Genomic DNA, 12,892 nt, shown 5'->3' on the forward strand with positions numbered 1-12,892 from the left:
TTTGTCATGCTCGGCCCCTCACCCGATGACAGTCAGGAAAGGCGCAGGACACGCAGCCGGGACCAGGCGAGCAGGACATGCACGCGGTCGGGCAGCCCGAGCTTGGCGAGGACGCTCGACACGTGCACCTTCACCGTGTAACGGCTGATGACCAGGCGGGCGGCGATCTCGTCGTTGGACAGCCCTTCCGCGATCAGCCCGCACACTTCGCGCTCACGCTCGGTCAGCCGCTCGGCGGCATCCAGCAGCGCACGGTCCTCGTCGCTGGGCAGCATGGGCTGAAGCGCCTCGATCATCCGGGTCGTCGCCTCGGGCGCCAGCACCGACTGGCCCGCGGCGACGATCCGGATGCCGTCACGGATCCGCTCCCCCGGCGCGTCCTTCAACAGGAACCCGCTGGCTCCGGCCTGCAGTCCCGCGTAGACATAACTGTCGAGATCGTATGTGGTCAGGATCAGCACCCGGGACGGACCTCGCTGTGCCACGATGCGGCGGGTCGCTTCGATGCCATCCATGCCGGGCAACCGGATGTCCATCAACACCACGTCCGGCTCCTGCCGGCCGGCCGCCTCGACGGCCGAAGCGCCGTCACCCACCGCGCCCACCACGGTCAGGTCGCCGGCCGCGCCGACCAGCCGTACCAGCGCCTCCCGAAGGAGCTGCTCGTCGTCACAGACCAGAACACGGATGCCGGTCATGACCTGCTCCGCAGCGGCAGAGTGGCGCACACCTCGAAGACGCCGCCGTCGTGGCCCGCCCATACCGAGCCGCCCAGCAGCTCCACCCGTTCGCGCATACCGATCAATCCCACGCCCGCCCCGTTCCCGATCGTGCCCGACCCGCCCTGCACCGGGTTGGTGACCCGAACCCTCAGCCACTCTGGCGTGTAGTCCAGCCGCACCCATGTCTCCACCGGGCCGGCGTGCTTGGCGACATTGGTCAACGCCTCCTGTACAACACGGTAGGCGGCCAGCTCAATGCTCGCGTCCACCGGGCGCACCTCTCCGCTGCGGTTCAGCACAACCTGGGGACCGCCCGGCGGCGTGGCCGCGACCAGCGCATCGAGCTGATCCAACCGAGGCGGCGGGGCCAGCGGGTCGTGCCCGGACGGTTCCCTCAGCACACCGAGCAACCTCCGCAGCTCGCCCAGCGATACCCGGCCGGTACGTGCCACCCGCCGCAACGTCTCCTCCATGTCGTCCCGGGTGTCCGCGCCGGCCTCGGCGTCGACCACCATCGTGGTCACCGAGTGGTTAAGGATGTCGTGCAGTTCCCTGGCCAACAGTGCTCGCTCACGCTCGGCCGCCCGTCGTTCGACCGCGGCTCTTTCGACCTCCAGCAACCGCTGGCGTGCCTGAAGCTCAAGGATGCGGTCGCGCTGGCGCCCGTCCACTCGGCCCACCATCCAGAATCCGACGAACAGCACCGTGATCGCGCCGTACACCGCCACGACCCGTATCGGATCGCCGATCGCGAGCAGAGTGATCGGCAGGCCGGTGAGCAGCAGCACCAGCACCGCCACCACGCCGATCACCCGGCGGTCGCCACGGCCCCACGCCCCCAGCCGGGAAGCCGCGACCAGGGGCGCCACCAGGACCGGTACCTTCAGCAGGGCCAGCACCAACTCCAGGACGACGACCACGGAGAGCACGGTGAGCGGAAAGCGCCGCGACCACATCAGCGCCACTGACTGAGTGCAGGCCAGAACGATCTGGATGGACATCTTCTCGCCGCCCAGCTCGCCGGCCAGACCGATCAGCCAGCCGACGAGGGGCGGCAGGACGGCCAGCAGCCCGTCGCTCAGCCATTCCAGGCGGGAGTGGCGGCCCGCCGTATCCTGCGGCTGCACCCCCATCCCCAGACCACCAGCACGGCCACCGGTGCCCAGGGCGCCAGCGCGATCGTCCAGCTCAACGACAGCGGCGGGCCCGGCTGCTCGATCACCTGGACCGGTAGGACGCCCGTCGCTCTTCCGCCCGGCCGCTCCACCGCGAACTCGAACCGCCACGTGCCCTCCTCCGTCAGAGACACCACGTCCAGCCCCCACACCTGGCGTGCTCGGGGATGCCGCGGCAGCACAATGCTGTCACCGCGGCGCTGCAGGACGATGCCCTTCAGTCCCTCACGGTCACCGGACGGTGCGACGACGGTGACCAGTCCGGTGCGCCCCTGGATGCCGCCGGTCGGCTCGAAGGTGAAGTCCAGCGACTGCAGGGCGTGGATCGGCCACTCGGTGAACGATACGGCGATCGTCGACTGGTCGCTCATCCTGAGCGTCTCGGTGTGAACGATCTCACCCGGCAGGGGTGGGGGCGCTGCGGCGGCCGGCGCCGCGGCGAGGAACAGGGCCATCACGGTCACGGCCGCCGCGGCCAGGACGCGTCTCATGCCGTCACCGCCACGCCGGCCAGGGGCGTGCGTACGCCGAAGCGGCGCAACATGGTGGCGCACTGCCAGCCCAGCCAGCCCATGCCGGCGCCCACGGCAACAGCCGCCGCCAGCGTGGCCGGCAGGTTCATCTCTACGCCGATGACGGCGTAGAACAACGCGCTGTTGACGCCCACGAGCGCTCCGATGCCCGTCATGATCAGGAGTGGGGTCATGCCACGCCGTACGGCCAGCGCCACCAGGCCACCCGCCGCCAGGGCAACCAGCGGGAACGTCACGGGGAAGCCGATCAGGACCTGCGGCAGGCCGGACGCATAATCTCGCATCGGCTGGCCGATCGTCCCGGCGTACCAGCGGGTCGCGGGCGGCGCGAACAGCGCCAGCCCGCCCTGCACACCCAGGAACACCAGGCCGGCCGCGGCCGGCCAGTGCCAGACCCGGGTCAGGCCGACGATCAGGCACAGGGTGAGCGCGCCCGCCGCACCGAGGCCGAGCACGCGCGGAGCCACCCCAGGCAACCAGTCGAAGACCAGCTCGGAGACCATGCCGAACGCCGAAGTCGAGCCCAGGGTGGCCAGGCCGATGGCCAGCGCCAGGCCCCACCGCTCGGAGCGGGTACGGCGCAGCACGGCGAACGCCATCACCATCGCGAAGATCTCCACCTGGATGGACAGGCCCAGGCCGAAGTGCGAGGGCGTCGTCCCGGCCGCGATGTCGAAGCCGTATACCTCGTGCCACCACAGATCGGCGCCAGCGTAAAAGAGGTTGGCCGCCGCGCCCAGCCCGCCCACCAGGAACGGCCACGGCGCACGGAACACGCGGAACACGTTCACCGACGGCGTCCCGGTCGCCGGCCCTCCCGCCCACGTCGAGAGCAGCACCACGGTCAGGCAGCTCAGCCCGATGATGCCGGTACCGGCGTAGAGCAGCAGGTGGGGGGCGGTCCAGAAGTTGTCGGGCCCGACATCGCCGTGCCATTGCCCGTCCCACACCATGCCGGTCAGCAGTACGGCATACCCGAACATCAGGAACCAGGCACCGGTGACCTCCCTGCGGGGGACGTCACGCGGCCCTGCTATCGCTTGTGTCGCCATCTACTCTCCCTCTCCAACCAGTGTGTTAACCGTGATCACCTCGGTGCCCCGGCCGCCGCGCACACGGATGCCGAGCTGCCAGACGCCGGACATGGTGAACAGCTCACCGCGGGCCACGTACCGGCCCGCGTCGCCGTCCCGCTGAGCGGCGATTTCAGTGGAGGTATGGCCCATGTGCGGCATCACCGCGAACACCGAGACCTCGGCAGGCGCGGGGCTGACGTTGATCCTCGCCTCCGTCAGGCCGACCTCCGACTCCAGGGCCACCCGGACGGTGTAGTGCGCACCCCGGCCCGTCAGCTTCACCGGGTCGGGGTCGCCGCTGCCCTGCACGAGCCACAAAACTCCGGCGGCGATCATCAGGATGGGCAGACCGAAGGACGCGCGTCGGCGCCATGTCATCGGTCACTCCCCTCGGCCTCGACCTCGATGACATGCGGCACAGTGACGATCTCGTAGTTCTTGACGTACTGGACCCAGGCCAGGTAGCGGCCCTGCCGCGGGAATGTGAAAGTGAACCTCAGCCGTGGGCCGTACCGGGCGACGGACTCGTCCGGAACACGCTCCGCGGCGTTCGTCATCGAACTGTTCTCGTGCACGTGGCCGAGATAGCCGCCGTCCTCGCGACGCACGATGAGATGCCCGGCCATGCCCAACCACGGCTGCAGCGTGGCATCCCCTGTGTCCAGCGTGAGGGTCACCGGCCGCCCGGCTACCGGCCGCGCTGGCTCCATCGCAGGCCGTACGGCCTGTGTCACCGGGCTCTCGGGCTTGTTTCCGCTGTCACCGTGCCCGACGGTGAAGTCGCCGGAGACGAGCTGACCGCCTGCGTCTATCCGCTCAAACTCGGCATACACCAGGTGGTGGCCCGCCTCCCCGGCGCGCAGCCGTACCTCGTGGACACCGGGCGCGGTGCGGGTGGGGTGCACGTGCCGGAAGTAGGCGCCGTCCTGACTCGTCACCACGACGTGCGACAGCGCGCCGTGGTGCTCGGCCAGGTCGTCAACGGGACGGCCGGTGGAGCCGTCAAACAGCGCGATCCTCAGTCTGAACTCCGTGTGCGGCCCCGGCCGCGCCGGCTCGACCTCGATCAACGGTTGCGCGTTCGGCTTGCCGAGCGGCAGCTCCCGTGCCGGCCCCACCGGCGCACCGTCGGGTACCGGCGGCAGGAACCACGGCGACAGACCGCCTGCAGTGAACGCCACGGCCGTCGCCGCCACGAACGCGATGGCGGACGCGCCGGCCACCATCCTCCGTGACAGGGCCGCACCCACCAGGGCGACGATCAAAGCCACTGCAGCGCAGGCGAAGGCCACGTACGCGACCACCTCCCACAGCGGCGCCCTCGGCACCATCAGGTCGAACGGCAGCACGGACCGCTCGCCACCGACTTTCACCTCCAGCTCATGCGGTCCCGCCTGGTCCGCTGACAGCAGCACCGGATAGACACCCGGCCGACCTAGCCGTACCTGAGCCATTCCGGAAGAGATCACGCCGGACTCGGCGGAGCGGAGCGTCAGTTCGACCCCACCACCCCGCCCCGGCTCATGCGCAACCACGTCCACCTGCAACGGCGCCGGCACCTGCACGCTCGCCCGCACCACCACCGTCAACTCCATACCGGCGATGGTCTGGGCGAAGCGCACATCGGCCTCGCCACTACGGCCGTGTGCCCATGCGGGAACCGCCCAGGCGAGTACGGCGAGCAATGCCAACATGGCCGGAATCAGCCGTTTGATCACGCGATTAAGCCTAGAAACGACCCTGCGCCCGGCACATCACACGCGGGCACTGACCTTCCTAGTTCCGAGGAACTAGAGCCTTTCCTCCCGGCGGTGACCCGATTTGACGGTCCTCTGTGCAAGACCATCGCCGTTCTTCATAACCAGCTAGTCGCACAGGCCACACGAGAATGTAAAGGCCGGGGTGGCAGTGGCACAGGTCCAGCCCTTGGCGTCCACGCCGAGGGCCGTTCCCCTACCTGACAGGCAGTCCAGTCACGGCCCGGCCGATGATGAGCCGCTGGATCTCCGACGTGCCCTCGAAAATGGTGTAGATCTTGGCGTCACGGTGGAAACGCTCCACCGGATGGTCCCTCGTATACCCGGCGCCACCCAGGATCTGGATCGCCTGCTCCGTCACCCACACCGCCGTCTCCCCCGCCACCAGCTTCGACATCGACCCCTCCGCCTGCTCGAACTGGCGGCCGTTGCGGGCCATCCAGGCCGCGCGCCAGGTCAGGAGGCGGGCGACGTCCACGCGGGTGGCCATGTCGGCGAGGAGGAAGGCGATCGCCTGGTTCTCGCCGATCTTGCGCCCGAACTGTTCACGCTCGCGGGCGTAGTCCCTGGCGTACTCGAAGGCCGCCCTGGCGATGCCGACGGCCATGGCGGCGACCGAGGGGCGGGTGGTCTCGAACGTCCGCATGGCGGCCTGCTCGCCGGACCGTTCGCCGTTGCGTACGCGGGCCAGCCGGGCGTCGAGCCTGTCCTTGCCGCCGAGCAGGCAGGAGCCGGGGACGCGGACGTCGTCCAGGATCACCTCGGCCGTGTGCGAGGCACGGATGCCGTGCTTGCGGAACTTCTGGCCCATGGCAAGGCCGGGCGTCCCTGGGGGAATGACGAAGGAAGCCTGGCCGCGGGCGCCGAGTGACGGCTCGACGGAGGCGACGACCACGTGGACGTCGGCGATGCCGCCGTTCGTGGCCCAGGTCTTGACGCCGTTCAGCACCCAGTCGCCCCGATCGTGGACCGCGCGGGTGCGGATCGAGCCCACATCGGAGCCGGCGTCGGGCTCGGAAGCGCAGAAGGCGCCCAGTTTGACGTCGTTCTCGGTGCCGAACATCTGCGGGAGCCACTCCCCCATCTGCTCGGAGGTGCCGCTCGAGGACAGGGCGGCGGCGGCCAGGCCGGTGCCGACGATGGACAGGCCGATGCCCGCGTCGCCCCAGAAGATCTCCTCGAACGCCACGGGCAGCCCTAGCCCGCTCTCCTCGAACCACTGCGTGGCGAAGAAGTCCAAGGAGTACAGGCCGATCTTGGCGGCTTCCTGGATGACCGGCCAGGGCGTCTCCTCGCGCTCGTCCCATTCGGCGCCTGCGGGGCGGATCACGTCGCGGGCGAACTCGTGCACCCAGTCGCGCACCTGGATCACGTCGTCACTGAGCTCCGGACAGAACCCGCTCATGCGCTGCACTCCTCGACTCGGCCACACCGTTACCGCTGGTAACACCTTACCGATCGGTAGCCTCAGCTGAAATGCCTCCTCGCCTTTTCGAGCTCGGGGGTACACGCCGCTGGATCGCTCAGCCCGGCACGGTGATCATGGGTGGGCGTTCCGAGATCCGGACGTCGCGGTTCAGGACGTCGTGACCGGCACAGCCGCGCCGGAACTGGGCCAGGCGTACAGACGGTTCGTGAAATGCCTGGATTTTGCCTTGGCGTTGCAGGCGGGACCAGGCAGCCAGCATGATCTGGGATGCCATGCCGCCGAGCGCCTCGGTCGACTGCGGGGCGTGCTCCCGCGAGCCCAGATCCACCTGCGCGAAGGCGTCCAGCCCGGCCAGGTCGAGCAGGTCGATCAGCAGGCCCAGTTCGACGCCGTACCCGGTGAGGAACGGGACGCGCTCGAGCGCCGAGCGGCGGCCGGCGTACTCACCGGCCAGCGGCTGCACGAAGCCGGCCAGCATCGGCCAGTGCAGGTTGATGAGCGGGCGCGCGACCAGTTCGGTGACGCGGCCGCCGCCGTTCGGCGCGCCGTTCAGCGGGCGGTCGTAGCAGCCCTTGACGTAGCCCACGGTGGGGTCGGCGAGCAGCGGCCCGAGCACCCCGCAGATCAGCGAGGCGCGAAACCCCCTGATGTCGGCGTCGGCGAACACCAGCACGTCACCGCCGGTGACCGCCAGTGACTTCCACAGGGCCTCGCCCTTGCCGTCCAGCGGCTCCAGCTGCGGCAGGATCTCGTCCTGGGCGTGCACCCGGGCTCCGGCACGCGCGGCCACCCCGGCGGTGTCGTCGCAGGAACGCGAGTCGATGACCACGATCTCGTCGACGAGCCCGTCCAGCTCGCGCCGGATGACGCGGATGATCTCGCCGATGGTCTCTCGTTCGTCGCGGGCCGGGAGCACCACGCTCACGGTGGTGTCTCCCTTGGCGGCCACCAGGTCCCGGACCGGCCAGTCCCCGGCGGACGAAGTACGGCGCCGCAACCATCCGGATACTTCTGGAAGCATGCGACACCTCCCCCCGAATCCCCCAACGGATCCCCATTCCCGCCAGCTGGCGACTTATGTGCTGTTCGTGTGGCGCTCCAGGAAGGTGTACACGTCCGCCTCGTCCACGCCGGGGAACGACCCGGGCGGCAGCGCGGCCAGGACGTGGGAGTTGGCGCGGGCCGACGGCCAGGCGTACCCCTCCCAGCGTTCGGCCAGCTCAGCGGGCGGGCGGCGGCAGCAGTCGCCGTCCGGGCAGTTGGATTTGGTGCGGTTGGTGGTCTCGCGGCCGCGGAACCACCGCGACTCCTTGAACGGCACCCCCAGCGTGATGGCGAAATCCCGCTCGCGTGACGGGTCCACGTGCGCCACGCAGAAGTAGGTCCCGGTGGGCGAGTCGGAGTACTGGTAGTACACGGAGAAGCGGTCCGGAGAGGCGAACACCTGCCGTCCGGACCACTGCAGGCACATCCGCTGGCCCTCGATGGCGCCCTGCTCGTCAGCCGGGAACTCGATGCCGTCGTTCTCGTAGGCCTTGTAGATGGTGCCTCCGGCGTCATTGCGCACGAAGTGGCAGACGAGGCCCAGGTGGTGGGTGGCGAGGTTGGTGAAGCGGTGCGCGGCCATCTCGTACGACACCGCGAACACGTCCCGAAGGTCCTCCACCGACAATGCCCGGTCGGCCTTGGCCTCCTGCAGGTAGAGCGTGGCGGCCCCCTCGGGGACGAGGACGGCGGCGGCGAAGTAGTTGGCCTCGGTGCGCTGGCGCAGGAAGTCGGCGAAGTCGCGGGGCTTGTCGTGGCCGAGTGCCAGGTGACCGAGCGTCTGGAGCAGGATCGTGCGCGGGGTGTGCATGCCGAGCTGCTCGTGCTTGACGTAGATGCGGCGGTTGCGCAGGTCGGTGATGGAGCGTACGGAGCGGGGCAGGTCCTGCGCGGTGTGCACGGTGTAGCCGAAATGCGTGACCAGGCTCTGGATCATGCTCTGGGACAACGCGCCGGTGCGGTAGCCGACCGCGTCGAGCGCCTTGGCGGCGGCCTCCTCGATCTCGGGGAAGTAGTTGCCCACCTCGCGCTGGCGGCGCCGCAGTTCGGCGTTGGCCGCCCTGGCCTCTTCCGGGGTGGCGGTGCGGCGGGCCTGCCTGGCGCGCAGCTCGCCGTACAGGCCGAGGATGTGCTCCAGCACGTCGTTGGGCACGCGGGCGGAGACCTTCAGCCGCGGCAGCCCGAGCCCGGCGTAGACGGGGTCGCGCTGCGCCTCCTCCAGGGCGATCTCGAGCTGCGCGCGGCGGTTGGGCGGCTGACGGCGCAGCAGCTCCTCGACGGGCACGCCGAGCGCGGACGCCAGCGACTTGAGCAGCGACAGCTTGGGCTCGCGCTTGCCGTTCTCCAGCAACGACAGCTGGCTCGGCGCCCTGCTCACGCGCGAGCCGAGGTCGGACAGGGTCATGCCGCGCTGTTTGCGCAGGTGGCGCAGGCGCTGGCCAAACGCGATGAGATCCAGCTCTTGCGTCAAAGACAGCGGTTCTTCACCCAGCAAGGACGCCATGGCCAGATCTTAGACAGAAATTCGGTCCATCTTCTAGCCTCCAGCGCCAGATCTTCTGCTACAGCGTGATTGGTCTAGGCCAACGGTAAAACTCGCGATTTCTTCTGCATCAAATACCCGTCAGTAATGGACAGATACAGAATTTTCGCGAATCTTCTCAGCGGTTTCGCCTATTGGACGCGATGCCCAGGGCACGAGACTCGGCGTAAGCACCCAGGGGACGACAAAGGAGTGAACGATGATCGATCGCCTCAAGGGAGCTGCTGAGCAGCTGCGGGACGAGTGGGAGAACGACCCCCGCTGGGAGGGCGTCGAGCGCACCTACAGCGCGGAAGACGTGGTCAGATTGCGCGGCAGCGTCCAGGAGGAGCACACGCTGGCACGGCTGGGCGCCGAGCGGCTGTGGAACCTCCTGCACACCGAGGACTACGTCCACGCCCTCGGCGCGTTGACCGGCAACCAGGCCGTGCAGCAGGTGAAGGCCGGGCTGAAGGCCATCTACCTGTCCGGCTGGCAGGTCGCCGCGGACGCGAACCTGGGTGCGCAGACGTACCCGGACCAGAGCCTCTACCCGGCCAACTCCGTGCCGGCCGTCGTGCGCCGCATCAACAACGCGCTGCTGCGCGCCGACCAGATCACCTGGTCGGAGGGCATCGCCGACGCGCCGCACTGGCTGGCGCCGATCGTGGCCGACGCCGAAGCCGGCTTCGGCGGCGTGCTCAACGCGTTCGAGCTGATGAAGGGCATGATCGCGGCCGGCGCCGCGGGCGTGCACTGGGAGGACCAGCTCGCCTCCGAGAAGAAGTGCGGCCATCTGGGCGGCAAGGTGCTGATCCCGACCGGCCAGCACATCAAGACCCTCAACGCCGCCCGCCTCGCCGCCGACGTCTGCGGCGTCTCCTCACTGATCATCGCGCGGACCGACGCCCAGGCCGCGACGCTCCTGACCAGTGACGTGGACCCGCGCGACCAGCAGTTCACCACCGGCGAGCGCACCGGGGAGGGCTTCTACCGGGTCAGGAACGGCATCCAGGCGTGCATCGCGCGCGGCCTGGCCTACGCGCCGTACTCAGACCTGCTCTGGATGGAGACCGGCACGCCGGACCTGGACGTGGCGCGCGAGTTCGCCGAGGCGATCAAGGCCGAGTACCCGGACCAGATGCTCGCCTACAACTGCTCGCCCTCCTTCAACTGGAAGAAGCACCTGGACGACTCCACGATCGCCAAGTTCCAGCGGGAGCTCGGGCACATGGGGTACACGTTCCAGTTCATCACCCTCGCCGGGTTCCACTCGCTGAACCACGGCATGTTCGACCTCGCCCAGGGGTACGCGAACGACGGCATGACGGCGTACGTGGAGCTGCAGGAGGCCGAGTTCGCGGCCGAGTCGCGCGGCTACACCGCGACGAGGCACCAGCGCGAGGTCGGCACCGGCTACTTCGACCTGGTCAGCACGGCCGTGGCGCCCAACTCCTCGACCACCGCGCTCAAGGGCTCGACGGAAGAGGAGCAGTTCGGGCACTGACCCCCCTGATCTCGCCGGCCACCTCCAGGGCATGGGATGGTTCCCCGGCGACGGCCGCGCCAGTCTCCCCCAGCGACTGGCGCGGCCCCCTTTCGCTATGCGGCGGGGGTCAGCTGGCGATCGAGGCGGCTTCCTCGGCCTCGACGTCGCGGTTCCAGTCGCGCTTGACGGCGCGCCACCCTTCGTCGTCCACCCCGGCCCGCCAGTAGCCGGAGATCGACAGCCGATCCATCGAGATCCCCCGCTCCAGGCGCAGGTGGCGGCGGAGCTGCTTGACGAAACCGGCCTCGCCGTGGACGAACGCGTGCACGTTACCGTCCGGGAACTCCAGCTCGCGCACGGCCTTCACCAGGGCCTCACCCACGGGCCGGTCACTCCGGTACAGCCACGTGATGCGCGCGTCCGCGGCCGTGTCCAGCTTCAGCTCGTCCTCCGGCCCGTCCACCTCCAGCAGGACATGCGTGAGCACCCCGTCGGGCAGCACCTCGAGCGAGGCCGCGATGGCCGGCAGCGCGCTCTCGTCGCCCACCAGCAGATGCCAGTCCGCCGCCGGGTCGGGCGCGTAGCCGCCGCCTGGACCCAGCAGGAGCACGACGTCACCCGGCGCGGCACGGTCCGCCCACGGCCCGGCCACGCCCTCGTCGCCGTGCACCACGAAGTCGACGGTCAGCTCGCGGGCGTCCGGGTCCCAGGCGCGCACGGTGTACGTGCGCAGCCGCGGCCAGACCTCGCGCGGCATGGTCTCACGGCAGGCCTTCACGCTGAACGGCTGGGGATATTCAACATCCTCGTAGGGGAAGACGACCTTCACATAGTGGTCGGTCAGGCCCGAGGTGGCGAAGTCGGCCAGCCCGTCGCCGCCGACCACGATACGGACCATGTGCGGGGAGAGCCGCTCGGTCCGCAGGACGACACCCCGATGATGGTCCGTGGGCTTTTCAGCCATAGAGAAACATCCCCCTGACAGAGTTAGGCATGCCTAACCTTACACTCTGTCTCGCTGCCCCTGCCAGTGGGGCGCGGAATCTTCGTCGCGGTCAGGCGGCCGCCGTGTCGTCCGCCGACGCGGCGGGGCCGGCCCCCACCGCGGACAGGAACTGCGCCATGTGCTGGAACGCCAGCCGCGCCTCGGGCAACACGTCCGCCAAAATAGGGAACACGTGCGGCATGCGCCGCCATTCCTCGTACCTGACGAGCACTCCGTCGCGCCGCGCCCGCTCGGCCACCCGCCGCGCCTCGTCGCGGAGCACCTCGGTGGAGCCGGTCACGATCATGATCGGCGGCAGCCCGGTGAAGTCCCCGTGCACCGGCGAGACCAGCGGGTCGTGCGGATCCAGCCCAGAGGTCCACCGGCGGGCCAGCCACCGCACCCGGCTGGCCGGCAGCAGCGGGTCCTGCCAGCGGTTCGCGTGGCGCGGAATGTCGGTCAGGTCCGCCCACGGCGACAGGCAGATTGCGGCCGCGGGCAGCGGCAGCCCTCGGTCACGCAGCGCCAGCAGGGTCGCCAGCGTCAGATGGCCGCCTGCGGAGTCGCCCGCGACGATGATGTCCTCGGGTGCGTGACTGCGCAGCAGGCAGTCGTAGGCCTCCAGAGCGTCGGCCAGCGAGTCCGCCAGCTTGTGCACCGGGCCCTGGCGGTAGTCGAGCGCCAGGACCGGCCGCCTGGCCACCACTGACAGCCGCCATGTGATGGACCGATGCGTACGCGGCGAGCACGAGAAGTAACCGCCCCCGTGGAAGTACAACAAGGCCTTGCCCTCGTCGAGCCCCTCACCGCCGCGTACCCACTCGCCGCCGCAGTCGGAGAAGGCTGCGGGCACGATGGAGACGTGCGCTGGGTGTGGCACCTGCACGAGCTGGGCAAGTCGGCCGATGTGCGCCGCCCCCAAGAATGCGAGCGGGTGGCGCATCAAGAGACTGGAAGCCGGCTTCACGGTCCCGCGCATCAGGCCGATCAGCGCGCGGGCCTGCCAGCTCAAGGGGTATTCAGGAACCATATCCCCGTCGATCCGCATATTGACCCTCCGAAGCCCTCCAAAGACTGTCATTCCCCACCGAGCCGCTTCCTACCTGCCAGTAAGTATCTCATCGCTTACGCGGATGTTTCGGTGTTGTGTCACGCTGGTG

12 protein-coding genes are annotated in these 12,892 nt (G+C 69.4%); 1 reads left to right on the forward strand and 11 read right to left on the reverse strand.

The window, feature by feature from the left end:
• Nucleotides 1-32: 32 nt before the first annotated feature.
• The 9 genes from ACTWPT_RS18885 to ACTWPT_RS18925 form a co-directional block, all read right to left on the reverse strand.
• Nucleotides 33-698, reverse strand: a complete 666-nt coding sequence (locus tag ACTWPT_RS18885) for a response regulator (RefSeq protein ID WP_443178717.1) — start codon at nt 696-698, stop codon at nt 33-35.
• Nucleotides 695-1,849 (reverse strand): sensor histidine kinase, encoded by a 1,155-nt coding sequence (locus tag ACTWPT_RS18890; RefSeq protein WP_443178718.1) that lies wholly within the window; start codon nt 1,847-1,849, stop codon nt 695-697. Before ACTWPT_RS18890 ends, ACTWPT_RS18885 begins: the two co-directional genes overlap by 4 nt.
• A complete protein-coding gene (locus ACTWPT_RS18895) occupies nt 1,801-2,388 on the reverse strand; it encodes a hypothetical protein (protein ID WP_443178719.1) in 588 nt (195 codons plus the stop codon). The genes ACTWPT_RS18890 and ACTWPT_RS18895 overlap by 49 nt, the downstream gene beginning before the upstream one ends.
• The gene (locus ACTWPT_RS18900) at nt 2,385-3,482 is read right to left on the reverse strand and encodes a hypothetical protein (protein ID WP_443178720.1); all 1,098 of its coding nucleotides are present in this window, start codon (nt 3,480-3,482) and stop codon (nt 2,385-2,387) included. The genes ACTWPT_RS18895 and ACTWPT_RS18900 overlap by 4 nt, the downstream gene beginning before the upstream one ends.
• The gene (locus tag ACTWPT_RS18905; RefSeq protein WP_443178721.1) at nt 3,483-3,884 is read right to left on the reverse strand and encodes a hypothetical protein; all 402 of its coding nucleotides are present in this window, start codon (nt 3,882-3,884) and stop codon (nt 3,483-3,485) included.
• Nucleotides 3,881-5,224: a hypothetical protein gene (locus tag ACTWPT_RS18910; protein ID WP_443178722.1), complete on the reverse strand. Its 1,344-nt coding sequence runs from the start codon at nt 5,222-5,224 to the stop codon at nt 3,881-3,883. The genes ACTWPT_RS18905 and ACTWPT_RS18910 overlap by 4 nt, the downstream gene beginning before the upstream one ends.
• A gap of 235 nt (nt 5,225-5,459) precedes the next feature.
• Complete coding sequence (locus tag ACTWPT_RS18915) at nt 5,460-6,668, reverse strand: acyl-CoA dehydrogenase family protein (RefSeq protein ID WP_443178723.1); 1,209 nt, start codon at nt 6,666-6,668, stop codon at nt 5,460-5,462.
• A gap of 118 nt (nt 6,669-6,786) precedes the next feature.
• A complete protein-coding gene (locus ACTWPT_RS18920) occupies nt 6,787-7,713 on the reverse strand; it encodes a glucosyl-3-phosphoglycerate synthase (protein ID WP_443178724.1) in 927 nt (308 codons plus the stop codon).
• Between the two features lie 54 nt (nt 7,714-7,767).
• Nucleotides 7,768-9,240 (reverse strand): helix-turn-helix domain-containing protein, encoded by a 1,473-nt coding sequence (locus tag ACTWPT_RS18925; RefSeq protein WP_443178725.1) that lies wholly within the window; start codon nt 9,238-9,240, stop codon nt 7,768-7,770.
• Nucleotides 9,241-9,478: 238 nt separating this feature from the next.
• Here ACTWPT_RS18925 and aceA point away from each other — a divergent pair, with 238 nt between their 5' ends.
• Nucleotides 9,479-10,765 carry an isocitrate lyase gene (gene aceA, locus ACTWPT_RS18930; RefSeq protein ID WP_443178726.1) on the forward strand — a complete coding sequence of 429 codons (1,287 nt, stop codon included), beginning with the start codon at nt 9,479-9,481 and terminating at the stop codon, nt 10,763-10,765.
• A 109-nt stretch (nt 10,766-10,874) separates the two neighbouring features.
• Here aceA and ACTWPT_RS18935 read toward each other — a convergent pair whose 3' ends face one another.
• The gene (locus tag ACTWPT_RS18935; protein ID WP_443178727.1) at nt 10,875-11,711 is read right to left on the reverse strand and encodes a siderophore-interacting protein; all 837 of its coding nucleotides are present in this window, start codon (nt 11,709-11,711) and stop codon (nt 10,875-10,877) included.
• A gap of 91 nt (nt 11,712-11,802) precedes the next feature.
• Nucleotides 11,803-12,780 (reverse strand): alpha/beta hydrolase fold domain-containing protein, encoded by a 978-nt coding sequence (locus ACTWPT_RS18940; protein WP_443178728.1) that lies wholly within the window; start codon nt 12,778-12,780, stop codon nt 11,803-11,805.
• Between the last annotated feature and the right edge of the window lie 112 nt (nt 12,781-12,892).

It is taken from the genome of Nonomuraea sp. 3N208, assembly GCF_052245935.1.
Classification (GTDB): domain Bacteria; phylum Actinomycetota; class Actinomycetes; order Streptosporangiales; family Streptosporangiaceae; genus Nonomuraea.

What these genes read in the sequence shown, in the direction of transcription:
- ACTWPT_RS18885 (WP_443178717.1), bottom strand. Translation starts at nt 698, where the DNA reads ATGACCGGCATCCGTGTTCTGGTCTGTGACGACGAGCAGCTCCTTCGG.
- ACTWPT_RS18895 (WP_443178719.1), bottom strand. Translation starts at nt 2,388, where the DNA reads ATGAGACGCGTCCTGGCCGCGGCGGCCGTGACCGTGATGGCCCTGTTC.
- ACTWPT_RS18900 (WP_443178720.1), bottom strand. Translation starts at nt 3,482, where the DNA reads ATGGCGACACAAGCGATAGCAGGGCCGCGTGACGTCCCCCGCAGGGAG.
- ACTWPT_RS18905 (WP_443178721.1), bottom strand. Translation starts at nt 3,884, where the DNA reads ATGACATGGCGCCGACGCGCGTCCTTCGGTCTGCCCATCCTGATGATC.
- ACTWPT_RS18915 (WP_443178723.1), bottom strand. Translation starts at nt 6,668, where the DNA reads ATGAGCGGGTTCTGTCCGGAGCTCAGTGACGACGTGATCCAGGTGCGC.
- ACTWPT_RS18920 (WP_443178724.1), bottom strand. Translation starts at nt 7,713, where the DNA reads ATGCTTCCAGAAGTATCCGGATGGTTGCGGCGCCGTACTTCGTCCGCC.
- ACTWPT_RS18925 (WP_443178725.1), bottom strand. Translation starts at nt 9,240, where the DNA reads ATGGCGTCCTTGCTGGGTGAAGAACCGCTGTCTTTGACGCAAGAGCTG.
- aceA (WP_443178726.1), top strand. Translation starts at nt 9,479, where the DNA reads ATGATCGATCGCCTCAAGGGAGCTGCTGAGCAGCTGCGGGACGAGTGG.
- ACTWPT_RS18935 (WP_443178727.1), bottom strand. Translation starts at nt 11,711, where the DNA reads ATGGCTGAAAAGCCCACGGACCATCATCGGGGTGTCGTCCTGCGGACC.
- ACTWPT_RS18940 (WP_443178728.1), bottom strand. Translation starts at nt 12,780, where the DNA reads ATGCGGATCGACGGGGATATGGTTCCTGAATACCCCTTGAGCTGGCAG.